Source organism: Streptomyces sp. NPDC047081 (assembly GCF_040643775.1).
Taxonomy (GTDB): Bacteria; Actinomycetota; Actinomycetes; order Streptomycetales; family Streptomycetaceae; genus Streptomyces.
In genome coordinates, this window is the sequence record NZ_JBEYUY010000057.1 from 1 (window position 1) to 24,608 (window position 24,608).

General features: G+C 69.6%; 24 protein-coding genes and 4 pseudogenes. 20 read left to right on the top strand and 8 right to left on the bottom strand.

Going from position 1 to position 24,608, the window contains the following annotated elements; translation table 11 throughout:
- Window positions 1-77: 77 nt before the first annotated feature.
- Window positions 78-911: pseudogene (locus tag ABZ848_RS48455) on the bottom strand (transposase family protein).
- Between the two features lie 247 nt (window positions 912-1,158).
- Between ABZ848_RS48455 and ABZ848_RS48460 the strand changes: the two are divergent.
- A complete protein-coding gene (locus tag ABZ848_RS48460; protein ID WP_360843257.1) occupies window positions 1,159-1,362 on the top strand; it encodes a hypothetical protein in 204 nt (67 codons plus the stop codon).
- Window positions 1,363-1,406: 44 nt separating this feature from the next.
- Window positions 1,407-2,281, top strand: a protein-coding gene (locus tag ABZ848_RS48465) for an IS5 family transposase (RefSeq protein WP_360843259.1) whose coding sequence is annotated in 2 segments (ribosomal slippage) — window positions 1,407-1,751 and window positions 1,754-2,281 — 873 coding nt in all. Because the reading frame shifts where the segments join, the coding sequence is not laid out codon by codon here.
- Between the two features lie 4 nt (window positions 2,282-2,285).
- Here the strand turns inward: ABZ848_RS48465 and ABZ848_RS48470 are convergent.
- On the bottom strand, window positions 2,286-2,786 hold the full coding sequence (locus tag ABZ848_RS48470; protein WP_360843262.1) for a GNAT family N-acetyltransferase: 501 nt from the start codon (window positions 2,784-2,786) through the stop codon (window positions 2,286-2,288).
- Between the two features lie 157 nt (window positions 2,787-2,943).
- Here ABZ848_RS48470 and ABZ848_RS48475 point away from each other — a divergent pair, with 157 nt between their 5' ends.
- Genes ABZ848_RS48475 through ABZ848_RS48485 form a run of 3 tightly spaced genes read left to right on the top strand, consistent with a single transcriptional unit; the run spans window position 2,944 to window position 4,239 of the window.
- Window positions 2,944-3,066: a hypothetical protein gene (locus ABZ848_RS48475; RefSeq protein WP_360843264.1), complete on the top strand. Its 123-nt coding sequence runs from the start codon at window positions 2,944-2,946 to the stop codon at window positions 3,064-3,066.
- 42 nt (window positions 3,067-3,108) lie between these two features.
- Window positions 3,109-3,720 carry a helix-turn-helix transcriptional regulator gene (locus tag ABZ848_RS48480; RefSeq protein WP_360843267.1) on the top strand — a complete coding sequence of 204 codons (612 nt, stop codon included), beginning with the start codon at window positions 3,109-3,111 and terminating at the stop codon, window positions 3,718-3,720.
- A gap of 48 nt (window positions 3,721-3,768) precedes the next feature.
- The gene (locus ABZ848_RS48485) at window positions 3,769-4,239 is read left to right on the top strand and encodes a hypothetical protein (protein ID WP_360843269.1); all 471 of its coding nucleotides are present in this window, start codon (window positions 3,769-3,771) and stop codon (window positions 4,237-4,239) included.
- Between the two features lie 198 nt (window positions 4,240-4,437).
- On the opposite strand, the pseudogene ABZ848_RS48490 reads toward ABZ848_RS48485, so the two are convergent.
- Window positions 4,438-4,629: pseudogene (locus tag ABZ848_RS48490) on the bottom strand (integrase core domain-containing protein); the annotation flags it as partial.
- 18 nt (window positions 4,630-4,647) lie between these two features.
- Here ABZ848_RS48490 and ABZ848_RS48495 point away from each other — a divergent pair.
- Both ABZ848_RS48495 and ABZ848_RS48500 read left to right on the top strand, forming a co-directional pair.
- A pseudogene (locus ABZ848_RS48495) lies at window positions 4,648-5,085 on the top strand (transposase family protein); the annotation flags it as partial.
- A 104-nt stretch (window positions 5,086-5,189) separates the two neighbouring features.
- On the top strand, window positions 5,190-5,375 hold the full coding sequence (locus tag ABZ848_RS48500; protein WP_360843272.1) for a hypothetical protein: 186 nt from the start codon (window positions 5,190-5,192) through the stop codon (window positions 5,373-5,375).
- A 556-nt stretch (window positions 5,376-5,931) separates the two neighbouring features.
- Here ABZ848_RS48500 and ABZ848_RS48505 read toward each other — a convergent pair.
- A complete protein-coding gene (locus ABZ848_RS48505) occupies window positions 5,932-7,347 on the bottom strand; it encodes an amino acid permease (protein ID WP_360843275.1) in 1,416 nt (471 codons plus the stop codon).
- Between the two features lie 155 nt (window positions 7,348-7,502).
- Here ABZ848_RS48505 and ABZ848_RS48510 point away from each other — a divergent pair, with 155 nt between their 5' ends.
- Together ABZ848_RS48510 and ABZ848_RS48515 are read left to right on the top strand one after the other, a co-directional pair.
- Window positions 7,503-8,642, top strand: a complete 1,140-nt coding sequence (locus ABZ848_RS48510; protein WP_360843278.1) for a C45 family peptidase — start codon at window positions 7,503-7,505, stop codon at window positions 8,640-8,642.
- 43 nt (window positions 8,643-8,685) lie between these two features.
- Complete coding sequence (locus ABZ848_RS48515; protein WP_360843281.1) at window positions 8,686-9,585, top strand: MurR/RpiR family transcriptional regulator; 900 nt, start codon at window positions 8,686-8,688, stop codon at window positions 9,583-9,585.
- Window positions 9,586-9,640: 55 nt separating this feature from the next.
- On the opposite strand, the gene ABZ848_RS48520 is transcribed toward ABZ848_RS48515, so the two are convergent.
- Window positions 9,641-10,885: a pyridoxal phosphate-dependent aminotransferase gene (locus tag ABZ848_RS48520; protein WP_360843316.1), complete on the bottom strand. Its 1,245-nt coding sequence runs from the start codon at window positions 10,883-10,885 to the stop codon at window positions 9,641-9,643.
- A gap of 995 nt (window positions 10,886-11,880) precedes the next feature.
- Here ABZ848_RS48520 and fxsT point away from each other — a divergent pair.
- The 6 genes and pseudogenes from fxsT to ABZ848_RS48550 all read left to right on the top strand — a co-directional run bounded on the left by fxsT (window position 11,881) and on the right by ABZ848_RS48550 (window position 18,766).
- The gene (fxsT, locus tag ABZ848_RS48525; protein WP_360843284.1) at window positions 11,881-14,241 is read left to right on the top strand and encodes an FxSxx-COOH system tetratricopeptide repeat protein; all 2,361 of its coding nucleotides are present in this window, start codon (window positions 11,881-11,883) and stop codon (window positions 14,239-14,241) included.
- Between the two features lie 247 nt (window positions 14,242-14,488).
- A pseudogene (locus ABZ848_RS48530) lies at window positions 14,489-14,787 on the top strand (ATP-binding protein); the annotation flags it as partial.
- A 69-nt stretch (window positions 14,788-14,856) separates the two neighbouring features.
- Window positions 14,857-15,111, top strand: a complete 255-nt coding sequence (locus tag ABZ848_RS48535; RefSeq protein WP_360843286.1) for a hypothetical protein — start codon at window positions 14,857-14,859, stop codon at window positions 15,109-15,111.
- 159 nt (window positions 15,112-15,270) lie between these two features.
- Window positions 15,271-17,457, top strand: coding sequence for a molybdopterin-dependent oxidoreductase (locus ABZ848_RS48540; protein ID WP_360843289.1), 2,187 nt, complete (start codon window positions 15,271-15,273; stop codon window positions 17,455-17,457).
- A gap of 6 nt (window positions 17,458-17,463) precedes the next feature.
- Complete coding sequence (gene fdxA / locus ABZ848_RS48545; RefSeq protein WP_360843292.1) at window positions 17,464-17,790, top strand: ferredoxin; 327 nt, start codon at window positions 17,464-17,466, stop codon at window positions 17,788-17,790.
- Window positions 17,780-18,766: an NAD(P)/FAD-dependent oxidoreductase gene (locus ABZ848_RS48550; RefSeq protein WP_360843294.1), complete on the top strand. Its 987-nt coding sequence runs from the start codon at window positions 17,780-17,782 to the stop codon at window positions 18,764-18,766. The genes fdxA and ABZ848_RS48550 overlap by 11 nt, the downstream gene beginning before the upstream one ends.
- A gap of 14 nt (window positions 18,767-18,780) precedes the next feature.
- On the opposite strand, the gene ABZ848_RS48555 is transcribed toward ABZ848_RS48550, so the two are convergent.
- Window positions 18,781-19,749, bottom strand: coding sequence for a helix-turn-helix domain-containing protein (locus tag ABZ848_RS48555; protein ID WP_360843296.1), 969 nt, complete (start codon window positions 19,747-19,749; stop codon window positions 18,781-18,783).
- A 217-nt stretch (window positions 19,750-19,966) separates the two neighbouring features.
- Here ABZ848_RS48555 and ABZ848_RS48560 point away from each other — a divergent pair, with 217 nt between their 5' ends.
- The 4 genes from ABZ848_RS48560 to ABZ848_RS48575 all read left to right on the top strand — a co-directional run bounded on the left by ABZ848_RS48560 (window position 19,967) and on the right by ABZ848_RS48575 (window position 22,181).
- Window positions 19,967-20,515 carry a molybdenum cofactor biosynthesis protein MoaE gene (locus ABZ848_RS48560; protein ID WP_360843298.1) on the top strand — a complete coding sequence of 183 codons (549 nt, stop codon included), beginning with the start codon at window positions 19,967-19,969 and terminating at the stop codon, window positions 20,513-20,515.
- On the top strand, window positions 20,512-21,540 hold the full coding sequence (moaA, locus tag ABZ848_RS48565) for a GTP 3',8-cyclase MoaA (RefSeq protein WP_360843300.1): 1,029 nt from the start codon (window positions 20,512-20,514) through the stop codon (window positions 21,538-21,540). The genes ABZ848_RS48560 and moaA overlap by 4 nt, the downstream gene beginning before the upstream one ends.
- A gap of 62 nt (window positions 21,541-21,602) precedes the next feature.
- On the top strand, window positions 21,603-21,848 hold the full coding sequence (locus ABZ848_RS48570; protein WP_360843302.1) for a MoaD/ThiS family protein: 246 nt from the start codon (window positions 21,603-21,605) through the stop codon (window positions 21,846-21,848).
- Between the two features lie 3 nt (window positions 21,849-21,851).
- Entirely contained in the window at window positions 21,852-22,181 is a 330-nt protein-coding gene (locus ABZ848_RS48575) for a hypothetical protein (RefSeq protein WP_360843305.1), read from the top strand.
- Here ABZ848_RS48575 and ABZ848_RS48580 read toward each other — a convergent pair.
- The gene (locus ABZ848_RS48580) at window positions 22,123-23,088 is read right to left on the bottom strand and encodes an alpha/beta hydrolase fold domain-containing protein (protein ID WP_360843307.1); all 966 of its coding nucleotides are present in this window, start codon (window positions 23,086-23,088) and stop codon (window positions 22,123-22,125) included. The genes ABZ848_RS48575 and ABZ848_RS48580 overlap by 59 nt on opposite strands.
- A 224-nt stretch (window positions 23,089-23,312) precedes the next feature.
- Here ABZ848_RS48580 and ABZ848_RS48585 point away from each other — a divergent pair, with 224 nt between their 5' ends.
- Complete coding sequence (locus tag ABZ848_RS48585) at window positions 23,313-23,915, top strand: TetR/AcrR family transcriptional regulator (protein ID WP_360843310.1); 603 nt, start codon at window positions 23,313-23,315, stop codon at window positions 23,913-23,915.
- Between the two features lie 260 nt (window positions 23,916-24,175).
- Here ABZ848_RS48585 and ABZ848_RS48590 read toward each other — a convergent pair.
- Window positions 24,176-24,608, bottom strand: a 433-nt coding sequence (locus ABZ848_RS48590; RefSeq protein WP_360843313.1) for a transposase family protein, incomplete at its 5' end; no start/stop codon positions are given.

Sequence of the window (24,608 nt, forward strand, 5' to 3'; positions counted from 1 at the left end):
GGGTCGTGGGGGGGGCGCCGGGGCGCCCCCCACCACTGAGTCTTTCCCAGTAACGGATCATGACGTTGTGTGAGCGTTCAGATGGTGCGGTCGTACTCGAGCTGGAGCAGGACGAGGGCTGCGGCCGCGATCTTCGTGTTGCGGCTGGGGTCGAGGCTGACTCTGCGCAGGGCTTTGAAGGTTGTCTTGAGAAGGGAGTTGGCGCGCTCGCAGACGCCGTGGATGCCGCGGATGACCTTGTTGTAGGTCTGCTGGGCTTGGGTCAGCTTGCCTCCGGCGGGCTTCTTGTGCGGGTGGCGGAAGCCGTCGCCGGCGTTCTCGTAGCCGAGGTCGACGAGGGTCGGCAGGTCCAGCTCGGCAACTATGCGGTTGAGGGCGTCGATCAGACCGTGATGGCGGGCGCAGGTGGTGTCGTGCTCCCTGCCCGGACGGACCGGTGAGACCCAGATCGGCCAGCTGTCCGGGGTGGAGGTGACCTGCACCTGCACGTTCCCACCGTGATGCCGGTGTTTCCCGGACCACCACAGGTCCGCGCCGTTGGGGTCGGGGGCGGCGACGCGATCGGTGCGGATGACGGTGCCGTCGAGGTTCAGATGCGTCAGGCCGGCCGCCTTCGCGCGTTTCAGCGCAGTCGCAAGATCCGGCGCCCCGGCTGCCAAAACGGTCAGTCCCTCATGGAGGTAGCGGCATGCGGTGGAGACCGACAGGCCATTGTCGCAGGCGAGTTGAAAAAGGCGGACGCTGTCGATGAACCAGCGGAGGACGAGCACTGCCTACCGGAAGCAACCCAGCGCCCGCCTGCCCCTGCGGGTTCCGGCCGCGATGCGGTGGTCGCGCAGCAACCGGGCCAGGTGCTCGGCGGTGGACCGCTTCACATCGAGCACGGCGGTGTATGTGACACGGGTCGACACGTGTGGCCCCTCGGTCAGAACAATCCGTCGCAAGATCGTTCCTACCAGGGGCCTTACGCCTGCCCGGACTTGGGGACCGCACGGGCCGTAGCGGAAACATCGTCTCCGCCGCGCGTCCGTTCGTGCGGTTTTGACAGAGAGTGATCAATCTTTGCTGGCGCGCGACTTGTCCTGATTGCGCGGATGCGAGGCTGGAGGCAGTGTCGGCCGGGGCCGACGGGAACTGCTTCGGGCGACCTACGTGATCGTGACCATGCGCAGTGCGGACCTGCCCGCCGACGACCGGTTTGCCTGGTGGTGCGAGCAGGCGTCCCGGGACACCGCCCCGGCCGTGTACAGCAGCCCGTGCGCCGGGGACTTCCGCGCCGAGGTGACGCTGGCCCGGTCGGGCCCGCGCAACTGGCCGTGCACGCCGTCCCCGAGGCGCGGGCCCTGCGGACGTCCGCACTAGGGCCTGTTGCGAAAGTGGATCAAGGCCGTAGATGATCATGCGTCGTGGGGCGTGGAGATCTGACGAACGGCCAGTGGGCTCGACTTGAGCCGTTGCTGCCGGTGGGCAAAAGGCCGGGGCGGCCGCCGACGTGGACACGGCGGCAGTTGATCGACGGCATACGGTGGCGGACCAGGACTGGTGCGCCGTGGCGGGATGTGCCGGAGCGATACGGGCCGTGGGACCGGGCCTATGACTTGTTCCGGCGCTGGCAGCGTGACGGCACCTGGAAGCGGATCTTCGAGTTGTTGCAGGCCGAGGCGGATGCGAAGGGCCTGATCACCTGGGATGTCAGTGTGGACTCCACGATCGCCCGGGCTCACCAGCATGCCGCCGGAGCTCGTAAAAAGGGGCGGAGCAGAAGGAGTCTCCTGGCGGCGTCGACACCGAGCCCGACGACCACGGCCTGGGGCGCTCGCGAGGCGGGCTGACCACCAAGCTGCACCTGGCGGTCGAGCAGGGGCAGAAGCCATTGTCGCTACTGATCACCGCCGGGCAGCGGCACGACAGCCCGCAGTTCCGGCTGGTCCTGGAAGGCATCCGAGTACCCCGCCTCGGTCCGGGCCGGCCGCGCACCCGGCCGGACAAGGTCCGCGCTGACAAAGCGTACGGATCCCGCGCGAACCGCGAATACCTGCGCAGGCGTGGCATCCGCTGCACCATTCCGGAGAAGGCTGACCAGGTCCGCAACCGTAAGAACCACGGTTCCCGCTGCGGTCGGCCGCCGAAGTTCGACAAGGCCGACTACAAGGAGCGCCACGCGGTGGAGTGCGGGATTAATCGCCTCAAACGCCACCGGGCTGTAGCCACCAGATACGACAAGCTCGCTGTCCGCTATGAGGCAACCGTGCTGGTTGCAGCGATCAACGAGTGGCTGTGACCACTCACACGGCACGCTCCATGCACACCAGTTGATCCCGCTCGTCCCATGATTCGGCGACGGTGAAGCCGAGCCGCTCATACAGGGCGATGGCACCTGCGCGCCACTTCCACACTGACAGCCGTACTGTGCTGACGCCGTTTTCCGCGGAATGCGCAAGTGCGGCGCTGACCAGGCCGGAAGCGATGCCCTTGCTCCTGAATGCCGGATCTGTCCAGAGCCTCTTGACCTCTGACCGGCCACTCACGGGGGCGGTCACCACCAGGCAGCCCACGGCGGTGTCCCCGCTGAATGCCACCAGCACGACAGCGTCCGCGAATGCGGCCCCCGGGTCCAGGATTTCTGCCCGGTAACGGTCCGGCAACCCGTCCACATCGGCGACGGCCTCGCCCTTCTCGGCCTCCGTCCGCAGATGGTAGCTCGCCAACAACTCGGCCAGCCCGGCCTCCACAGAAGGGCCCTGACCTGGCCAGCGGGCGATGACAACCTCGCGTTGATCAGTCACGAAGTCAGCATCACACGACCCATACCGGACATCAAACGAGACCCTTGATCCACTTTCGCAACAGGCCCTAGTACGCCGCTCCGACCCCGAGCGGTACGCCCTGAGCCTCGTCACCGGCCACCGGATCTGGTTCACCCAGCGGGACCGGGAGTGTCTGGTGGCCACCGGGGAACTGCTGCTGCACGACACCTCCCGGCCGTACGACTCCCAGGTCGCCCTCGACGCCGGCGCCGGTAACGGCGACAACACCGTCCGCATGCTGCTGCTCCACTGGCCCTAAACCGCCCTCCCCCTGCGCCCCGACCGCCTCGACGCCCTCCTCGTGCGCCGGCTGCCCGCCGTCACCGGCATGAACGCGATCTTCGCCGACTTCCTCACCAGCGTCGCCACCTCCGTGCAGCGACAGGAGCTGAGCGAGCGGGAGACGGACCGGCTGGGTGCCGTCGCCCTGGATCTCGCCGCCGCCGCACTCGCCGAACAGGTCGACGCCGAGGACCAGTTGGCGCCCGAGACCCGTAGACAGGCCCTGCTCGCGCGTATCGAGGCGTTCATCGAAGTCAACCTGCGCGATGCCGACCTCACCCCGGCCGAGATCGCCGCCCACCACCACATCTCGCTCGCCTACCTGCACCGCCGCTTCCAGCCCCGCGAGCTGACCGTCACCGCCTGGATCCGCCACCAGCGCCTGGCCCGCTGCCGGGTCGACCTCGCCGACCCCCGCCTTCGCACCCGCCCCGTCCATGCGCTCGCCGCCCGCTGGGGCTTCCGGCACGCCTCCGACTTCAGTCGCGCCTTCCGCACCGCCCAGGGCGTCTCGCCGAGCGAGTACCGGGACCAGGCGCTGAGCGAACAGGGCTGGCCCCTCGGTAGACGCACGGTCAAGGAACCGGCGACCGATTGCCAACGACACCCCCGCCCACCTGTCACATCCTGAGAAGGCACGGCAGACCCAGCCGGCTTTCCACGTCTTCCAAGGGGAAACATGCGTTCCACGACACGTCGCCTCGCCGCCTTCACCTCCACCCTGGCCGCCGCCCTCACCCTGGCCGTCGTCGGTGGCAGCCCCGCCCAGGCCAGCGGCCAGAACTGCGCGGACAACGGCGACGCCAACGTCTGTATCAACGTCAACGGCGCGTCCAACGTGATCCACCAGATCGTCGGCAGCGCGAAGACCGACCGCCGCTTCGGGTTTACCAACGCCGCGGGTGTCTACGTCACGTACGTCGGACACGTCCAGGTCACCGACCCGAACGGCAAGACGCTCTGCAACTCCTCGGCCCAATCCCTCTCCGGCAGCGGCATCACCCTGTCCTGCCTGTGGCACGGCTACGGCGAGACGTACACGACCGGCGACTACTGCACCACCCTGTGGGTCTACGAGTACCGGGGCGCCCTTTTCGGCTGGGAGTACGTGAAGCACGGCACGGAGTGCTTGAACGTCTTCAAGAGCTGAGGGAGCCGGGGGGAAGGGGGGGACGATGTTGGGGTGGGGGCGCTATTGGGTCACGTCCCCTGTGATGGTGTAAGCGATCAATCGTTTGTAGCGTTCGGGGTGTTGGGGAGTGAGGGGCCCTGTGCTTCTCGGACAGCGGTGTCGAGGGTTCTCCCTATGCCGCTGCCTGCAACTCCTCGTACTCGGCGTGGACTTCTGCGGAGTCTTGAAGCCGAGCCCGGAGTGGAGGCGATTGTAGAACATCTCGATATAGCGGACGATCGCCCGGTGGGCATGTGCGCGTGTTGGGAACGTAGTTCGGTGCACGAGTTCGTTTTTGAGAGCGCCGAAAAATGATTCAGCCATCGCATTATCCCAACAGACACCGGTGCGGCCGACCGACGCTCGCAGGCCCAACGAGCGGAGCCTGGGAAGCACCGGCATCACGGTGGGAACGTGCAGGTGCAGGTCACCTCCACCCCGGACGGCTGGCCGATCTGGGTCTCACCGGTCCGTCCGGGCAGGGAGCACGACACCACCTGCGCCCGCCATCACGGTCTGATCGACGCCCTCAACCGCATAGTTGCCGAGCTGGACATGCCGACCCTCGTCGACCTCGGCTACGAGAACGCCGGCGACGGCTTCCGCCACCCGCACAAGAAGCCCGCCGGAGGCAAGCTGACCGAAGCCCAGCAGACCTACAACAAGGTCATCCGCGGCATCCACGGCGTCTGCGAGCGCGCCAACTCCCTTCTCAAGACAACCTTCAAAGCCCCGCGTAGAGTCAGCCTCGACCCCAGCCGCAACACGAAGATCGCCGCCGCAGCCCTCGTCCTGCTCCAGCTCGAGTACGACCGCACCATCTGAACGCTCACACAACGTCATGATCCGTTACTGGGAAGACTCAATACCTGAGCCTTCCGCCGCGCGTCCTCGGCGTCACCGATCCCGCCGACACCGACCACCGCGCCATGTTGCAGTTCGGCGAGTCCACAGTCCGCCTCGCCGAGATTGCACGGCGGTCCTGGCACGCGTCCGAAGCCGTCGCCGAGTTGTGGCCGCTGATCGCCCGGCTGGAAGTCCAGGTGGAGGACGGGCACACGGAACGGGACGTCCTGCACCTTCCTGGCCCGAGCCCGAGACGGCCGGGAGACTGACCGACTCCTCGACGAGACGGAGCACACCTCGCTCTTCAACTCCTATGCGCTGCACGAGATTCGGCTGCGCGGCCTGATCTCCACCGGCCGGGTCGACATCCTTTAGGTTCCGCGGTTTCGCGAGCACCTCCGCGTGATCATGAGCACCGTTCGAGCATCTCCGTGTGATCGCGGGGAGCGGTAACGTTCAGTAGCGGTCAGTTGTCGACTGTTAACGATCTTCCGGTTTGGGTGGTGTGCCCGCTTCGCCCCGTTCTGGTGTGGCCGTACAGCGCCCGGGAAAGACCCGCCGCAGGCACAGCACCACAAGGGCGTCGATTCGGTACGTCGACGGGTCGACTCGCGAAGTCCCGTTCAATCTGCTGCGGTTGAGGGACTTCGACGAGTCGGACCCGTGGCGCGGGGTTCGTGTGTACGAGAGCCGCCTGGAGCCGGCCCGTCTGCTGCTCGCCTCGGTCGCCGCGCCCTGCACGGCATCCGTTTGTGGGGCATTCCGCGCCACTCGCCGGGGGTGCGTGCCTTCGGTTCCGGGGTGTTGTTCGGCGGGAGGTTGTTGTCAGACGAGGGTGCGTGAGGGCGCCGGTTCGGTGGCGTTCTTCGGGTGCCGGGCCCGCTGGGTGATCAGTCCGGCCACGGCGGCGACGGCGGTGACCAGGAGGGTCAGCAGGAGCGAGCGCCGGCTTGCGGAGTCGGCCGCCATGCCGGCGATGATGGCCAGGAGTGCCGCAAGGACCAGCAGGCTCAGCCAGGGGTAGGCCCACATGCGGACCGTGAGGGCTTCGGGCCGCTCCCGCATCAGCCGGGCACGTCCGCGCAGGTGGGTGACCGTGATGCACAGGTAGACCACGACGGCGACGGCGCCGGAGGAGTCGAGCAGGAACTGGTAGACGGCCGTGGTGGGCAGGAAGTAGTTGGCCACGACGGTGAGCAGTCCGATGCTGGAGGCGGCGAGCACGGCCGGTGCGGGCACGCCGAGCCGGGTGGTGCGGGCGAACAGCGCGGGGGCTTCGCCTCGTTCGGCCAGGGAGTGGAGCATCCGGGAGGAGGAGTAGATGCCGGAGTTGAGGCAGGACAGGACGGCGGTGAGCACGATGAAGTTCATCGCTGTGTCGGCGAAGGGCACGCCGAGGTGGCCGAGGACGGCGACGTAGGGGCTGTCGGTGACGGCGGTGGAGTTCCACGGCAGCAGCATCACCACGACGGTGATCGAGCCGATGTAGAAGAGCAGGATGCGCCAGACGACGCTGTTGATGCCGCGCCGCACGGCCTGGGCGGGGTCCTTGGCCTCACCGGCGGCGATGGTGACGACTTCGGTGCCGAAGTAGGAGAAGAAGACGACCAGGGATGCCTGGAGCACGGCCAGCCAGCCGTTGGGGGCGAAGCCGCCGTGGCCGAGGAGGTTGGCGGTGCCGGGTGCGTTGGTGCCCGGGAGCGCGCCGAGCACGGCGGCGAGGCCGATGAGCAGGAAGGCGATGATCGCCGCCACCTTGATCATGGCGAACCAGAACTCGAAGGTGCCGAAGGACTCGACTCGGGCGAAGTTGACCGCGATCAACGCGACCATCAGGACCAGGGCGGCCAGCCAGGTGGGCATGGCGGGCAGCATGTGGTGGGCGACGGCCGCACCGGCGATGGCTTCGAATCCGACGGTGATGCACCACTGGTAGGCGTACAGCCATCCCACCGACAGCCCGGCCCAGGGGCCCAGCTCGCGGCCGGCGTAGCTGGAGAAGGAACCGGTCTCCGGTTGGGCGACCGCCATCTCGGCCAGCATGCGCATCACCAGGACGGCCAGGGCGCCGACGGCGGCGTAGGCCACCAGTACGGCGGGGCCGGCCTGGCGGATGGCGCTGCCGCTGCCGACGAAGAGCCCGGCGCCGATGACGCCGCCGATCGCGATCATGGTCATCTGCCGGTTGCCCAGCGCACCGCGCAGTTGGGCCGGGCTGTTGGTGCGAGCGGAAGGTTTCACAGGGGTTCCTGACCTTGGGGAGAGGGGCGGGAACAACACGATATGCAAGCAGAATTGCAGGATGTAGTATCGCTGCAATTAAATTTACGTCACGGGTTGCGGCAAGCGGGTCCGCGGAAGCGGTCGGCGCAGCTCAATCGGCAGGAGGTCGGACGATGGCGGCAGGCATCCGTGAGCAGGAACTCGCCGGGCTGCGCTGGCTGGTCGTCTCCGGGGAGCGGACGGAAGTGTTCCGAGCCCTGGGCCAGGCCGCCCGCGCCGAGGTCCACGCCGTCCAGGACGCCCTGCCCGAACGCTCCGCGCTGCACCGTTGGGCGGCGACCGAGCGGGGGCGGATCTGGGTCGGCCGACTGCTCGACGCCACGCAGGCCGCGTGCGGCCCGCAGCTGGCCGAGCTGCGCGCCCTCGCCGCCGGCGCCGGCGCGGACTTTAACGACCTGCTGCTGGCCAACCTCCGCGGCGACCTCGGGGTCGACGACGGCACCGGCTGCACGGACCTCGGCTGGCGCCGGACGCGTTCCTACGTCGCGCACAACGAGGACGGGGCGCCCGCCCTCGACGGCCGGCTGATGCTGCTCACCCTGCTCATCGACGGGGACGTGCCGGTCACGGTCCAGTGGTATCCCGGCTTCCTGCCCGCCAACACCTTCACGGCCACCGGCAACGGCCTGGTCTGGGGCATCAACCACGTCCAGGCCGCACGTCCGACCGACGCCCCGGGACGGCACTTCATCGCCCGCGCCCTCCAGCAGGCTCCGACCCTGGACGCCGCCGTCGACCACCTGCGCACCCACCCGAGCGCCGGCGGTTTCGCCTACACGATCGGCGACCGGGCCGGGGGCCGGGTTGCCGTCGTGGAGAGCGTCGCCGGAGCGACCGCCGTGGTAGAGGCCGACCCGGTCGACCAGCCCCTGCACTGGCACACCAATCACCTGCGCCACCTGCCCGAACCGGCGGACGCGCCCAACGCCGCCGCGGCCGCGAACGACGGCGCGCGGGCGGCCCGCAGCCTGGGCCAGTTCGAGGAGAGCGTCGCCCGTGGCACGGTCCTGAGCGCTGTGCCGGTCCCCGCCGGCGACCCCGGCGCGCAGTGGTTCCTGGACATCCTCACCGCGGCGCCGCTGCCCCAGGGGGTGCACCGCACGGCCGCGGGCACGGACCCGCTGATGACTCTGTGCTCCGTGGTGGCCGACCTGACCGCTGACCGGATCACTGTGCGCGGACCGGCCGGGAAGACCGCCGAGATGGCGCTGTCGGACTTCGCGCAGGGGCGTGCCGACGTCGCCACCGGGTGACCCGGCGACCGCGGCACGGCCGCTTCGGGAGAGAATTCCTCGTATGGCCACAGCATCGCGGCGACCTCCGCAGACCTACGACGCGCTCGTCGCCACTCTTCACAACCCGGCGACGGCGCTGACCCGCTCCCAGCGGCTGCTGGCCGAGCGTGTCATGGCGGACCCGGAAGGTGTGGCGTTCATGACGATCTCGGAGCTGGCGTCCGCCGTCGGTGTCAACGAGGCCACCGTGGTGCGCTTCGCCACCAGCCTCGGCCTCGAGGGCTACCCCGGGCTGACCAGACTGTGCCGGGAGCACCTGCGTGAACAGGTGCACCTGCTGCGCCGCTACGACAACCTGGAGCAGCTGGGCGCCGAGGGCGGAAACTTGCTCGAACGGGCGGCCGCGGCGGAGGGGGCCAACATCGCCCGCACCTTCGCCCGGATCAACCCCGACACCTGGGAGGCCGCCGTCCAGGCGCTGGCCGAGGCGCCCCGCGTCCACGTCATGGGCCTGCGTAAGTGCCACGCCCCGGCCTATCTGCTCGGCTACCTGCTGCGGATGCTGCGCGAGGACGTCGAGACCGTCACGCTGGGCACGGGCACGCTCACCGACGACCTGCGCCGGGTCCGGGAGGGCGACTGCTTCGTGACCATCGCGATCCGCCGCTACAGCGCGGAGACGGTGCGGGCCGCGGCCTGGGCCCGATCGCGCGGCGCCCGCTGCGTGGCGCTGACCGACAACCCCTCCTCGCCGCTGGCGTCCTCGGCCGAGCAGGTCTTCTTCGTGGACGCCTCCAGCCCGTCGGTGCTGCGCTCGCTGACCGCGTTCACCGCACTGGTCCAGGCGCTCGCCACCGGGGTCGCCCAACTGCGCGGGCACCAGGTGCGTTCGACGTTGCTGCAGGAGGAAGAACTGCTGGAGGAGTTCGGCGCCTACGTCCCGGAGGCGCCCCAGCCGTGAGCCGCCGGGTCGGCGCCGCACACCGTCCGTGCGGCCCGCCCGGCGGCAGCCCGCCTCAGCCGCGTGCCGTCAACGCGGCAAGCGCACCGCGCAGGTGCTCCAGGGAAGCCGCGATCCACGGCAGCCGCAGCGGGTCGTCGCTGCGCAATGCCTCCCAGCGCTCCGCCTCGGACTCCCCGTACAACAGGCTGGTCGCCACCCGGGCACGCAGACCGCCGACCGCGTCCCCGAACGCCTCACCGGCGAGCACACCGACCCCGTGCTCCTCCAGTAGAGCCGCGGACAGCCCCGCACCGGTGTCGATGCCCCGGCCGGCAAGCACCGGCCGTATCGGCTCGAAGTCAGGGTAGAGGTAGAAGCCCGCCTCGGGACGGCGGCAGACCGCACCGGCCGCCGTGAACTGCTCGTACACCGCCGCCGCGACCGTCGCATGCAGCCCGCGCGCGGCATCGATGTGGGCCAGCACCTCGGGCGGATCCTGCAGGATGTGCGTGGCGGCGGCCTGCATCGGCGCGGCCAGGCTCGACCACACCTCACTGGCCACCCCGACGAGCTCGCCCATCAGCCGCTCGCCCCAGGGGCCCGACGGCACCCGGGCGAACCCGATGCGCCAGCCACCCAAGGCCATTGACTTACTCAACCCGCTGGTGACCACAGTGCGTTCGGGTAGATGACCGAGGGCGCTGGGAGCCTTCCCGAAGTGGCACACCTCGGCGTAGATCTCGTCGCAGACCACTGTCAGACCATGCCGCTCGGCGATCTCACAGACCGCCCGCAGGTGCTCGTCGCGGGCGATCGTCCCGGTGGGATTGTCCGGCACCGTCACCACCAGGACACCGGGGTCCGCCCCGGCCGCCCGCGCGTCGGCCAGCGCCTGCTCCAGAAGCTCCGGGTCCGGAACGCCGCCCGCCTCCGCCGGAATCGGAACGCTGATGGTCTTCTTGCCCACCAGCGCAGTCTGGGCCGCGTAGCTGACCCACGCCGGGCGCGGCAGCACTACATCCCCCGGCAGCACGGCGAGCAGAGCGAACAGCAACGCCTTGCTGCCGGGGGCGAACAGCACCTGTTCGGGTTCCGTCTCTACCCCGCGCCGGTCGAACCACCCGGCAGCGGCCTCGCGGGCCTCCCGCGAGCCGACGACGGCCCCGTACCCGTTGCGCCCGGCCGCCGCCGACAACACCTGCGCGACCGAATCTGGTACCGGCAGCCCCGCCTCGCCGAACCCGAGGTGCAACACCTTCTCCCCGGCCGCTCGGCGGGCCCGCAGTGTCTCGTCGATGGCCAAGGTCGCCGAATGCATGGTCACGGCGTCCCACTCTCCTCACAAGGTTCGGCACGGCAGCGCAAGTGCGACTGCATAGCCGATGGTATATGCAAATATGTTTGCATCGAGCGGGGGGTGCTCCGGGTTTACGAAGATCCGGCTGATGCCGTTGGGGGAGTGCGGGACCTGTCCAGTGATCCAGGCCGCGTTCGGGTCGACCGGCCCTGACTGAGTGGTCGGAGTTCTGCCATGTCGACCCGCGCCGGCTCACCTCCCGCGCAGCGAGCCCGAAGCTCATCGACGGCCGTGTCACCACTCAACGCCGAGGGGGGCGCGCGGCCAGGTGACGGCGGACTTGCGAAGCTCCGGATGCACTCCGCGTGTGCGACGTACCGCGCCCCGGCCGCTCGCCTGCTCGAACATGGGCAGCCGTACCGGGTGGTGACAGGACGCAGGCTGGTTACCTTCCCGACTGCCGTCTACTGGACGCTGTCGTGGGCGTTGCGCGAGGTGGGCGGGGCGCCGGTCTCGGAACGCTTCCGTTTCATCCGGGAGTCTGGGTGTGTCAAGGCCCTGATGGCACCATGAGACAAGCTGGCAATCGGCCTGAGGTACGTGGTGCGACGGGAGCATGGGGCCATGGACGCGTTATCGGTCGAGGGGGGAATCGGTCCGCATGCGGTCTCGGCGGTCAGTGCCTACGGTCCAGCAGCGCGGACCCGAGCGACGGATGGTGGCACCGAGGCGACCGGGGCAGCGGGGCAGGGAATGCTTCACCTGATCCACCGCACCAGGCGTCCCGAGGAACCAGGTGTCCTGGGGGCGGCGGCGATGCCGGAAGACAAGGGCATGCAGGCACCACTGCGGGCGCAGGTCAAGAAGGTGCTCCGGGAGGATCCCCGACTGACCGCGGAGCTTGCCGAGTTGCCGCCTGCCGAGCGCTCTGGCTGGACCGCTTCGGGGGAGCGGTCGGTCGCAGTCCAGGACAACTCAGGGGCCATCCCTACGGGCAACGACACGACCATCCGACGATGACGGCGGAAGGACACCGCTCTGTCCACGCCCACATCAATTCGGGCGTCATCGTCACGGGGGACGGGGCACGGATCAGCAGTGTCACGCTGTCTGAGCATGTCCTCAAGCCGGCCGCCGAGGTTGCCGCCCCCGCGGGGGTGAGCAATCTGCCCGCCCCGCCCAGCCCGGTGTTCGTGGGGCGGGAAGATGATCTGGCGCTGCTGGATGCCGCCATGGGCACAGGCTCCGGCGTGATCACACAGGTCGTCCACGGCCTGGGCGGCGTCGGCAAGAGCACCCTCGCGCTGCACTACGCACACGCTCACCGGGACCGCTACAACCCGCTGTGGTGGATCCCCTCCGATACCGCCGAGGGCACCACCTTGGCCCTCGCCGGCTTGACCACCGCCCTCAATCCGGCCGCCTTCGCCCTCACCACCGAACAATCGGCCGCCTGGGCGAGGGATTGGCTGCGCACCCATGCCGGCTGGCTCCTCATCCACGACAACGCGGCTGAGCCCGGTGCTCTCGCACCGCTCATCGGTGCTCTGACCGGCGGCAGTCACCTGATTACTTCACGCCGCACCACGGGGTGGGATCACCTGGCCCGTCCGGTGCCGTTGGACGTACTCACCCCGACGGCCGCCGTCAGCCTGCTCGGCCGGATCGCCGGGCATGGCGTGGACGCGCCGGGCATGGGTGAACTGGCCGCTGCGTTGGGCTGGCTGCCGTTGGCACTGGACCAGGCGGCTGCCTACATACGGCGTGCGGCGATCACGCCGGCCGTGTACCTGGAACGGCTGCGGCGCTTCCCGGGGCGGATGTTCGCGACCCCGGCCGGCGGCACGGATCGGGAGGACCAGACCGTTGCAGGGGTGTGGCGGCTGACGGTGGACGCCCTCCCGCCCGCGGCGCGGGATCTGCTGCGGGTGCTGGCGTGGCTGGGGCCGGAGGACATCCTCCGGGACATGCTGTACGGGTCCGGCGAAGGCCAGGACGAGACTGTCCTGGACGTGGACGACGCGCTGGCGCAGCTGGCCGACTACGCGATGGTCCGCCTTACCCGCACGGGTGTCACGGTGCATCGCCTCGTACAGGCCGTCGCCCGCACCCCGGACTCGGAGGACCCCCACCGCAGTCCCGAAGCCATCACCGCGGGGCGACGGGAGGCGACACGGCTGCTTGAGGAGGCCCAGCCGGGAGAACCGCTGACCAACGTGGCCGGGTGGCCGCGCTGGAGGGCCTTGCTCCCGCACATCGGGGCACTCGCGTCCGCCGGTGAACCCGCGCACGACACGGACTCCACCGTCCTCGTCCTCCTGAACGCCGCGACCTATCTCTACGGTCAGGGCCAGATCAGCCAGGCCATCGGCTTCGCCGAGCGTTGCGTCGAGTCGTCCGTCAGAGTGCACGGCAGCGATCACTCCGACACCCTGACTGCCCAGACCGTCCTCGCACTTGCCTACGCGTCGGTGGGCGACCTGAAACGTGCCATCCCCCTGCACGAGCGCGTCCTCGACGACTCCAGGCGCATCCTGGGGGAGCACCACCCGGACACCTTGGCTTCGCTCAACCACCTCGCACTTGCCTACGCGTCGGTGGGTGATCTGGTCCGTGCCATCCCCCTGCACGAGCTCGCACTCACACATCAGGAACAGGTCCATGGCCCGGACCATCCCGACGCCCTTTCCTGCCGCAACAACCTTGCCGCCGCATATACGTCGGCCGGTGACTTCGCCCGCGCCGCCGCACTGCACAAACGTAATCTCGCCGTTCGTGAACGCGCCCTGGGCCCCGACCACCCCAGCACTCTCACCTCCCGCAACAACCTCGCCTTCACCTATTACTCAGCCGGAGACTTCCCCCGCGCCATCGCGCTGCACGAGCGCAACCTCGCCGACCGTGAACGCGTCCTGGGCCCCGACCACGTCGACACCCTCGGTTCCCGCGACAACCTCGCCGTCGCCTACATGTCGGCCGGGGATCTTGCCCGTGCCGCTGCGTTGTACGAGCGCAATCTCGTCGATCGTGAACGGGTGCTGGGTTCCGATCACCCCCACACCCTCGTCTCGCTCAACCACCTGGCCTACACCTACCTGCTGGCAGGAGACTTCACCCGGGCAACGCCCCTCTACGAACGTGCCCTCACCGACTCCGCTCGTGTCCTGGGCCCGGAACACCCCGACACCATCGGCTGCCACAATCACCTCGCCGCCGCGTACTACGCGGCCGGAGACCTCGCCCGCGCCGTACGCCTCCTCAAGCGTGCCCTCGCCGACTGCATCCGCGCGGTGGGTGAAGACCACGCCACGACCCAACTCCTCCGCGCCAATCTCGCGCACATCCGCCGCCGGCCCCCGCCATCTGGGCGCGGATAAGGGAACTGTCCGCAGGCCTGAAGACGATTCCTCGCGATGAGCGGGAATGAAGTCCTCCCGCCGCGCGGTCCGTTGCATCGTTCCATCGCCTCGAACAGGTCGAAGATCTTCGGCGTCGCCTTCGAGAAGGTCAGCCTGAGTCCGTGGTCGCCCACGGCCTTCAGCCCTGATCTGGGCGGCGATCGGCTGGTTCGCCGCACCCGTCGCCGGGTCCTGCACCTTCTTCAGCGTGAAGATGACGTCGTTCGCGGTCAGCTCGGAACTCGTCGTCAGCGAACTCGTCACCAACACCATCCGGCGCGCCGTCGGGCCGATCCGGCTGCGCCTGATCCTGGAACTCACCCTGATCTGCGAGGTCTTCGACGTCAGCGACTCCGCGCCGCACCTGCGCCATCCTCGCTCGGCCGAGAAGACGGCCGGGGCCCGTTCCTGATCTCTCAGCTCACCCGGCGCTGGCGCACCCGCTACACAGACGGAAAGATCATCTGGGCCGAGCAACAGCTCGACGGCGACGACACGTCCCCCGCCTCGGCAACGGCCAGCTGACGAGGTCCGGTCGGCGCGCGGCTGCGGCTGCCTGGTTGGCGAGGAGCGGCGCTGGAGAAGATCGGCGACATGCTGCCCGACGCCACGCTCCTGCCCCAACTCGACGCCGCGCTCTACCGCGCGGCCGCGAAGATCCCGGGCGTCTTGGTCGTCACCCGCGCCAAGGACTACACCGACCGCTCCGGCATCGGCCTGAGTTTCAAGGAGAGCTCCGGCCACACGGTCTGGGTCTACGACAAGAGCCCCCTCGACTTCCTGGGCCCGGCGGACGCAAGCCGCCGTCCCACGGCCTTCCGCGTGAACGCGCCGAGGACGAGCGCGTAGAGGACGTAGGCGACGTGGACCCGGCAGGACCAGGTCCGCACGCACCCCGGCCCGGTCTGTCGCTCTCGGTCAAGTGCCTGGCGCCTGGTGCCTAACCGTCCGCCGCCGGGTCCCTCGACGATCGAGGCAGCTCGATCCGAGGGAAGGCGGGGAAGGCAGATGAGCACAACAGCGGCGACGGAAAGCGGCACGGCGGCCGGTATGGCGACCGACACGGCGGCGGGCACGACCCACGTACGGGGCGCGTGTCCGCACGACTGCCCCGACACCTGCGCCATGACGGTCACCGTCCAGGACGGCAAGGCCGTGAACCTGGCCGGAGACCGCGAACACCCGTACACGCGCGGGGGTTTGTGCGTGAAGGTCGACAACTACCTGGACCGGGTCTACAGCCCCGAGCGCATTCTCTACCCGATGCGCCGCACCGGCCCGAAAGGCAGCGGCAGCTTCGAGCGGATCACCTGGGAGCAGGCCCTGGACGAGATCGCGACCCGGTTCCGGGGGATCGCGGCCGAGTTCGGGCCCGAGGCGATCATGCCGTGCAGCTATCTCGGCACCCAGGGCATCCTCAACGGCCTCAACGTCGGCGACCCCTTCTTCGCCAAGCTGGGCGCCACCATCGCCGAGCGCACCTACTGCGACTCGGGCGCCTGCACCGCGTACACGATGACGATCGGCGACTGCGCGGGCGTGGACCCGGAGAGCCTGGTCCACTCGAAGTTCATCCTCGTCTGGGCCTGCAACGTGATGAGCACCAACCTGCACCTGTGGCCGTTCATCGCCGAGGCCCGCAAGCGCGGGGCGACCGTCGTCGTGGTGGACCCGGTGAAGACCCGTACCGCGAGGGCGGCCGACTGGCACATCCCGATCCGCCCCGGCACCGACGGCGCCCTCGCCCTGGCGATGATGAACGTGATCATCGAGGAGGGCCTCACCGACGCCGACTACATCGACAACTACACCGTCGGATACGAAGAATTGGCCGAGCGGGCGAAGCAGTACACCCCCGAGTGGGCCGCCGAGGAGACCGGCGTCCCGGCCGAGGACATACGCAAGCTGGCCCGCGCCTACGCCACCGCCCAGCCGTCCGTCATCCGCATCGGCGTGGCCATCGAGCGGCACGCGGGCGGCGGCCAGACGGTTCGGACACTGGCCTGCCTGCCCGCGCTGGTCGGCGCGTGGCGCAACCCCGGCGGCGGCATCCTCCAGCTCCCCCTGTGGGCGTTCCCGGTCAACTGGGGCGCGATGATGCGCCCGGACATGCTGGAGCCCGGCAAGCGGATCGTGAACCAGTACCAGTTGGGGCAGGCGCTCACCGGCGGCCTCGAACTGGACCCGCCCATCAAGGCGTTGATGGTCTACAACTCCAACCCGGTGGTGGTCTGCCCGGACCAGGAGCGGCTCATCGAGGGCCTCATGCGGGACGACCTGTTCACCGTGGTCAGCGAGCAGTTCATGACCGACACCGCCCAGTTCGCCGACCTCGTGCTGCCCGCCACCACCCAGTTGGAGCAGGACGACATCATGTTCTCCTGGGGCCACCTCTACATCACCTACAACCACCGCGCGATCACACCGCTCGGCGAAGCGATCCCGAACACCGAACTGTTCCGGCGGCTCGCGGCCCGCATGGGCTTCACCGACCCCGTCTTCCGGCGCACCGACGACGACATGATCGCCGAGGCCTTCGACTGGTCGGCGCCCGCCATGGCGGGCATCACCGTTGAGTCCCTGAAGGAGAAGGGCTGGCAGCGGCTGAACGTGCCGCCCGCCGACCAGTACGCCCCCTACGCACAGGGCGACTTCCCCACCCCGTCCCGCAAGGTGGAGTTCAAGTCCTCCATCGCCGAGGCCGTCGGCAACTTCGTGGTCCCGCTCTTCCGGCAGGGTTCCAACGACCACCAGCCGGGCACCCCGGTCGACCCGCTGCCGCACTACGTCCCGCCGCGCGAATCCCCGCACACGAACCCCGAGTTGGCCGCCCGCCACCCCCTCAGCCTCATCACCCCGAAGCCGCACGCCTACCTGAACTCCAGCAGCGCCAACCTCCCCATGCACCGCCGCGTACAGGGCGACCCGACCGTCCTCATCCACCCCGACGACGCCGCCGAACGCTCCATCGCCACCGGCGACGACGTACGGATCTTCAACGACCGGGGTTCCTTCGTGGTGAAGGCGAAGCTCGACAAGGCCGTCCTGACCGGCGTCGTCGTGTCGGCGTACGGCAGCTGGCGCTCGCACAGCAAGTCGCTGTCCACGATGGCCTCCCTGAACCCCACCGCCTTCGCCGACCTCGGCAACGCGCCCACGTTCTCCGACACCCTCGTCCAGATCGAAAGGGCCTGATGACCCATGGCGTATGTCGTCACCGACGCCTGCGCGGACATCCTCGACCAGTCCTGCGTCGAGGAATGCCCGGTGGACTGCATCTACCAGGGGGACCGGATGATGTACATCCACCCCGACGAATGCGTCGACTGCGGCAAGTGCATGACCGTCTGCCCCAGCGACGCGATCCACTGGGAACACAAGATCCCCGTGGAACTCCGCCCGTTCGCCACGGCCGCCGTCGAGTTCTTCGAGGAGCACGAGGACGCGTCCGGTGGCGCGACCTCGCACGGACCGGTGGGCGTCGACCATCCCCTGCTGGGGGAGAGGCGTGCCGGCCATGGGAGTTGAGAACGTCGAGGACACTGACCTGCTGATCGTCGGCGCCGGCCCGGTCGGCCTTTATGCGGCCTACTACGCCGGGTTCCGCGGCATGTCCGTCACCGTCGTCGACGCGCTGGAACAGCCCGGCGGGCAGATGGCGGCGCTGTACCCCGAGAAGCAGGTTTACGACGTCGCGGGCTTCCCCGCGGTGAAGGCGCAGGACCTCGTCGACAACCTGGTGCAGCAGGCGGCGCAGGCAAAGCCCTGCTACCTGCTGGGCCACACCGCCCAGACCCTGACGGACACCCTGGACGGTGTCACCGTCACCACCCACCGGGGCACCGTCGTCACGGCGAAGGCCGTCCTGATCACCGGCGGCATCGGCAGCTTCACCCCCCGCCCGCTGCCCGCGGGCACCGCGTACGAGAACCGCGGCCTGCACTACTTCGTACCGAAACCGGCCGAACTCACCGACGCCGACGTGGTGATCGTCGGCGGCGGGGACTCCGCGGTGGACTGGGCGCTGGCCCTCGAACCCCTGGCCCGCTCAGTCGCGTTGGTCCACCGCAGGCCGCAGTTCCGGGCCCACGAGCACAGCGTACGGCTCCTGCGCGAGTCGTCGGTGCGGCTGTGCACCCCGCACGAGGTAGAGCGGATCACCGGCGAGAACCACGTCGAAGAGGTGGAACTGCGCGACCTCGGCACCGGCGGGACCGAACACCTGAAGGCGGACGCGGTCGTCGCCGCCCTCGGCTTCGTCGCGAACCTCGGCCCGCTCACCCAGTGGGGCCTCACGATGCGGGGCCGGCACATCGAGGTCGACCGGACCATGCGCACCAACCACCCGCGGATCTTCGCCGCGGGCGACATCGCCGACTACGACGGCAAGGTCGCGCTGATCTCGGTCGGTCTGGGCGAGGCCGCGCTGGCGGTGAACCACATCGCCCCGGTGATCGACCCCGCGCAGGCGACCGTGCCGGGACACTCCAGCGACAGCCCGTAGCTTCTCCGCAGCTTCTACCCGCGGACCCGCGCCCGGTAGGCGGTCGGCGAGGTGCCGTAGACCTCACGGAACGCCCGGCTGAACACGGAGAGGTCCGTGAACCCCCAGCGGACGCTGATCTCGGTGAGGGTGGCCTCACCGCCCCGCCGGTTCAGCAGATCACGCCGGCACCGCTCCAGCCGCTGCCGCCGGACCACCTGGGACACCGTCTGCCCTCGACCGGCGAACATCCGCTGGAGCTGGCGCGTCGACACGAAGTGCGCCTGCGCCACGCGCTCCGGGGACAGGTCCGGATCGCCGAGGTGCTCCGCGATATAGGAGTCGATCCGCCGCAGCAGGTTCGCGTGCCGGTCGGCGGCGCCGCCGAAGCCGTACGCCTCCGTGGCGATGGTCGCGACCAGGTCGCCGATCTCGTCGGCGATCCGGATGGCACCGCCTTCGCTGACGGTCGGCTTCTCGACGAGCAGATCGGTCAGCATCCTGCTCAGCACCGCGGTGATACCGCTGCCGCCGTCCAGCGTCCGACAGGTCAGCTGAGCCGACTCGCTGTCGCTGAGGCAGATCGTGTCACGGGGCCAGGTGAAGACGGCGAGGTCCCAGTAAGGGGAGCCGGCCTCCGCGCGGAGCGTCCACTGGAAGGGCCGCTCCGTCTCGTAGACGACGAAGTCGCCGGGGCGGAGCATCGCCTCGTGCCCGTCCTGGGCGGCATACGCCGTACCGCGGCGGACCAGGCAGACCTGAAGGTATCGGTCGTGGTCGCGGCGCAGCAGCTCCGGCGTACGGACGATGTCCTGGTCCACCGAGCGCACCCCCGACACCCTCAGGTGCCCGAGGAAGTCGCTGCGCACGGCACCGTCGAACATGCCGCCGTCCCGCTCGACCTCCACGTCCAGACTGACGAAGTGGTCCCGCAGGAGATCCCGCCAGACCTCGCTGCGGCCGGTGTTCGTCTCGTCCGGCCCCGCCGCGGTCGCTGCTGTCATGGCCTACCTCGCCGTACGACTCGTTGCCCAGAGTGTCAGCCACGCGCTCGGGCGTCCCGTTTTCGCCGTGTAAACAACCGGAAAACCGGGATGCGACGGGCGTCCTGTTCCCGTCGCCGCCGGTCAAATGCCTGTCGCGCGACGTCGTACGCGGAGGGCCGGGGCCGGTGAGGATGAAGGCCGGTGCCGGGCCAGGAGGCGAGAGGCGAGGGGACGCATGGTGACAGCCACCGCGAATGAGCAGGTCTTCGGTCGTCCGCAGAAGGAGCCGTCGGGCAACGACATCCGGCTGGGCCTGACCCAGGACCGCGTCCCGGTCGCCGAGGCGATCGAGTGGGCGTCCGTCCCGCACTGCGGTGCGGTCGTCACCTTCACCGGCACCGTACGCGACCACAACGACGACCTCACCGGCAGCCGTACCGGGATCGTCTGCATCGACTACGAGGCGTACGACGCTCACGTCGAGCCCCGCCTCCGCCGGATCGCCCTCGCCGCCCGGGACCGCTGGCCCGGCCTGGGGCGGGTCGCGCTGTTCCACCGCCACGGCCCGGTGCCGCTCACCGAGGCGAGCGTCCTAGTCGTGGTGTCCGCGCCGCACCGCGCGGAGGCGTTCACCGCGGCGCGCTTCTGCATCGACGTCCTCAAGGAATCCGTACCGATCTGGAAGCGCGAGTACGACGGGGACGGCACGGCCGGCTGGGTGGCGACCGGAAACCGCATCGACGACGTGGCGACGGCGGCACACCGCTGGGAACCGACGCCATGACGACGACGTCCCGATCAGCCCTCCTCGACCGCCGCGACCGCCCCCTGCGCGACCTGCGCATCTCCGTCACCGATCGCTGCAACCTCCGCTGCCGTTACCGCATGCCACGCGAGCACTTCGGCCCCGGGCACCGCTACCTGCACTCCGACGCACTGCTGTCCTTCGATGAAATCGCCCGCCTTGCACGGGTGTTCGCCGCCCTGGGCGTCCGCAAGATCCGCCTCACCGGAGGCGAGCCCCTCCTACGGCAAGGAGTGGCGGACCTCGTCGGCATGCTCGCCGCGATCCCCGGTCTCGACCTTGCGATGACGACCAACGGGCTGCTGCTGCCGACGCTGGCACAGCGCCTCGCTCAGGCCGGTCTGCGCCGGGTGACGGTGAGCCTGGACGCCCTCGACGACGCCGTGTTCCGGGCGGTCACCGACACCCCGGTCCTGGTGCGCCGGGTGCTGGAGGGGATCGACGCCGCCGCCCGCGCGGGGCTGACCCCCGTCAAGGTGAACATGGTGGTCAAGCGCGGGGTCAACGACGGCTGTGTGCTGCCGATGGCCGAGCGGTTCCGGGGCAGCGGCCACATCCTGCGCTTCATCGAGTACATGGACGTGGGCGCCACCAACGAGTGGCGGCTCGGCGAGGTGCTGCCCGCGGCGGAACTCGTGCGAGTGATCGACGACCGCCACCCCCTCGAACCCCTCCCCGCCCGCCACCCCGGCGAGGTTGCCACCCGCTACCGCTACCGGGACGGCGCCGGTGAGATCGGCGTCATCGGCTCGGTGACCCGCCCGTTCTGCGGCGACTGCACACGGGCGCGGCTGTCCGCGGACGGCAAGGTGCACACCTGCCTGTTCGCCTCCCGGGGCACCGACCTGCGGGCACTGCTGCGCGCGGGCGCCGGTGACGAGGAACTGCGGGCGGCCGTCGGCGCGCTGTGGGGCACCCGGGAGGACGGTTACTCGGAGCTGCGCGGGGGCCGCCGTACCCGATCGGGCGAGGACCGGGTGGAGATGTCGTACATCGGCGGATGACCTGATCACCTGCACATGATCACGTGCACGTGCCGAAACCGGACGGAGAGGAAGGTGGGCCGATGCCCACAGTGCTGATGTTCGCGAGCGCGCGGGAGGCGGCGGGCCGGGCGCGCGACGTGATCGACGGCCGCACGCTCGGCGAAGTGCTCGACGAGGCGAGTCGGCGCTATGGCGACGGGTTCGTCCGGGTCCTGGCGAACTCACGGGTATGGCTCAACGGAGAGGCACCGGACGACGAACCGCACCGCACGCCCTGCACGGCCCGCGACGAAATCGCCGTACTGCCACCGATCAGCGGGGGATGACCGATGACAGCTCGAGTCGCCATGCGCGGGCGCGTCGCGGACGCGATGGTCACCTGCCCCAAGACCCTGGACCCGCACGCCGGCGTGGACGACGTCCGCGCGCTCTTCGGCGACGACCACGTCCACATGGCCCTGGTCGTCGCCGCGGACGGACGGCTCCTCACCACCATCGAGCGGCCGGACATCCCCGCCGCCGTGGCGGGCGAGACGCCCGCTGGGAAGGACTGGTACAGGGCATGGGCGATGGCAGCGGGATACGGATTTGGCCGGAATGTCAGAGCTGGAAAGTGCGGCGGAGCCAGTTTGTGCGGGTGTCGCGGGCTGCGCGGCTGATGGCGGTGTCGGGGGCGAACTGGCCGAACAGGTGGAAGCCGCCGGCCCATACGTGCAGGTCCGCGGCGCCACCGGCGGCCCAGATGCCTGTGGCGTAGACGACGCTCTCGTCGCGGAAGACCTCGTTGCTGCCGACCTCGATGTAGGCGGGCGGCAGGTGGGAGAGGTCGGTGGCGCGGGCGGGGGCTTCGTAGATGCTGACCTGGGTGGTTCCGCGGCGCTCGCCGAGGGCGGCGTTCCAGCCGGTGAGGTTGCTGGTGCGGTCCCACACGCCGATGCCGTCGTTCTGGTGGGTGGAGACGGTCTCGTCGCGGTCGTCGAGAACGGGGTACATCAGCATTTGACCGGCGACGGCGGGGCCGTTGTTGTCACGGGCCATGAGGGCAAGGGCGGCGGCGAGGCCGCCGCCCGCGCTGGCGCCGGCGGTGATGATGCGATCGGGGTCGATGCCGAGTTCTGCGGCGTGTTCGGCGGTCCACTTCAGCGCGGCGTAGGAGTCTTCGACGGCGGCAGGGGAGGGGTGCTCGGGGGCGAGCCGGTATTCGACGGTGACGGCGACCAGATCGAGTTCCTCGACGTGGTCCATCAGGGGGGCGATGCCGTTGAAGCGGTCGCCGAAGATCAGGCCGCCCACGTGGGTGAAGAAGAGGGCGGGCCGGGCGCTGTTGTGGTCGGACCTGGCGAAGACGGACACCGTGAGGTCACCGGCGGGCCCGGGGACGATGTGCTCGGTGTGGGTGACGGGGCGGTCCTGGACGAGCTCCTCCGGGCCGGGTGTGAGCTTGGCGGCGCGCAGCGCGGGGATGTCCTCGGGGTGCAGCGACGGGCTGAACGACTCCAGGATGGCGTCCAGGACCGGCTGGAGCTCGGCGTCGAAGGGCGGGGAGGGGTACTTGGAGCTGGGCATGCTGGCCTCTGATGGTGTGGCCGCCCCACGTCGGGGCGGGTGCGGAACCGTCCGTGGGATGCGCGGACACTCACACACTAACACTGACTGACCGCCAGTCATTCAGAATGACCCACCTGTGCTCCTGGTGGCACTTCGCAATCGAGTGCGCACGCCCCGCGTGACTGACTTACGGTCAGTCGGTCATCGTGTTATACAGGCAAGGACGAGTTGAGGAGCCCGAGATGACCGCGCCCACCAGCAAGCGCAAGCGTGTGGCCAAGCCGCCGGAGGAACGGCGCAAGGACATCCTGGACGCCTCGGTGGAGGTGTTCCTGCGGAAGGGCATCGCCGACGCGAAGATCGAAGAGATCACCGAGCTCGCGGGCGTCTCGAAGGGGACCTTCTACCTGTACTTCAAGACCAAGGAGGAGGCCGCGGCCGCCGCCTGGGAGCGGCACTTGGACGTCTTCGCCGAAGTCGGTGAGGCCATCCTCGGCGACACCGACGTTCCCATCGACATCCGGCTGGTGGACGCGATGGAGTCGCTGTGCCGCTTCTCGCTCAGCCACGCCGACATCCATCGCGCCCTGTACGACGCCGCAGGCGCTGAACAGGTCAAGATCGCCGCGAATGAACGGCTCATCCGCCTGATCGGCGACGCGGTCGGCTCCGGCGTGGAGGCCGGCGACCTTCGGTGCGCGCACCCGGAGATGATGGCCAGAGCCCTCTATCACGGCTTCTGCGGAGCGGTCACCGACGCCGTCACCGGGTTCGTGCCGATCGACCACGACGAGGTCATCCAGGCCGCTGCCGAGATGACCCGTGCCACCTTCGGCCTGTCCTAGTACCGCAGGAGGGCTTCATCGAGCCCCGCCATGCAGATGCACAGTTTCGAGCCGAACGGGCTGACGATTCACCAGGTACGACAAGTCGCCTTCAAACGCGGGTGCGTCGCCGGTGGTGGCGGGCGCGGGTAATGGGCTGGTGACGTCTGCGCCAGTGAGCACGGTGCATCGTGAAAACTGCACGTCAGATGGCCTGGTGTGCGTAGGCGTCGGGAGGCTCGGGCAGGTCCGGAGCGGTGGTCCACCGACAAGGTCGTCCGTCAGCGGGCGACTTCCCGGTTCGTCAGGACCAGCAGGGCCCGCACGAGCGCAGTCGCGCACCTGGGATCCGTGCGGACCTGGCCGAGGACACGCCAGTTCTTGAGATGGGCGAAGCCGTGCTCGACCGGGGCCCGCACCGCGGCCAGTGCCTTGTTGGACAGCTTCTGACCACGGGCCAGGGACCGGTTGCGGGCGGCCTTGTAGCCGGTGATCACCGCCGGGTCGGCGTCCGGACCGGCATCGTCGAGTCCGACGAGCCCCAGGCCGGCGATCGCGCCGAGACCGGCCGCCCGCAGGGCGTACGAGACCGAGCAGAACCGCCGCTCGTTCCGGGCGAACCCGACCGGCGCGGACGCGGTCGCCGCCGCGACGCAGGCCGCCGACGCCGCCCGGCAGCGCACGGCCGAGTACTGCTCGCGGTGCGGCTGGAGC

Excerpts from the sequence above, each read along its gene's own strand:
- ABZ848_RS48485 (WP_360843269.1), top strand. The coding sequence starts at position 3,769 with ATGCGTTCCACGACACGTCGCCTCGCCGCCTTCACCTCCACCCTGGCC.
- ABZ848_RS48500 (WP_360843272.1), top strand. The coding sequence starts at position 5,190 with ATGTTGCAGTTCGGCGAGTCCACAGTCCGCCTCGCCGAGATTGCACGG.
- ABZ848_RS48510 (WP_360843278.1), top strand. The coding sequence starts at position 7,503 with ATGGCGGCAGGCATCCGTGAGCAGGAACTCGCCGGGCTGCGCTGGCTG.
- ABZ848_RS48515 (WP_360843281.1), top strand. The coding sequence starts at position 8,686 with ATGGCCACAGCATCGCGGCGACCTCCGCAGACCTACGACGCGCTCGTC.
- ABZ848_RS48520 (WP_360843316.1), bottom strand. The coding sequence starts at position 10,885 with ATGCATTCGGCGACCTTGGCCATCGACGAGACACTGCGGGCCCGCCGA.
- fxsT (WP_360843284.1), top strand. The coding sequence starts at position 11,881 with ATGACGGCGGAAGGACACCGCTCTGTCCACGCCCACATCAATTCGGGC.
- ABZ848_RS48535 (WP_360843286.1), top strand. The coding sequence starts at position 14,857 with ATGCTGCCCGACGCCACGCTCCTGCCCCAACTCGACGCCGCGCTCTAC.
- ABZ848_RS48540 (WP_360843289.1), top strand. The coding sequence starts at position 15,271 with ATGAGCACAACAGCGGCGACGGAAAGCGGCACGGCGGCCGGTATGGCG.
- fdxA (WP_360843292.1), top strand. The coding sequence starts at position 17,464 with ATGGCGTATGTCGTCACCGACGCCTGCGCGGACATCCTCGACCAGTCC.
- ABZ848_RS48550 (WP_360843294.1), top strand. The coding sequence starts at position 17,780 with ATGGGAGTTGAGAACGTCGAGGACACTGACCTGCTGATCGTCGGCGCC.
- ABZ848_RS48555 (WP_360843296.1), bottom strand. The coding sequence starts at position 19,749 with ATGACAGCAGCGACCGCGGCGGGGCCGGACGAGACGAACACCGGCCGC.
- ABZ848_RS48560 (WP_360843298.1), top strand. The coding sequence starts at position 19,967 with ATGGTGACAGCCACCGCGAATGAGCAGGTCTTCGGTCGTCCGCAGAAG.
- moaA (WP_360843300.1), top strand. The coding sequence starts at position 20,512 with ATGACGACGACGTCCCGATCAGCCCTCCTCGACCGCCGCGACCGCCCC.
- ABZ848_RS48570 (WP_360843302.1), top strand. The coding sequence starts at position 21,603 with ATGCCCACAGTGCTGATGTTCGCGAGCGCGCGGGAGGCGGCGGGCCGG.
- ABZ848_RS48575 (WP_360843305.1), top strand. The coding sequence starts at position 21,852 with ATGACAGCTCGAGTCGCCATGCGCGGGCGCGTCGCGGACGCGATGGTC.
- ABZ848_RS48580 (WP_360843307.1), bottom strand. The coding sequence starts at position 23,088 with ATGCCCAGCTCCAAGTACCCCTCCCCGCCCTTCGACGCCGAGCTCCAG.
- ABZ848_RS48585 (WP_360843310.1), top strand. The coding sequence starts at position 23,313 with ATGACCGCGCCCACCAGCAAGCGCAAGCGTGTGGCCAAGCCGCCGGAG.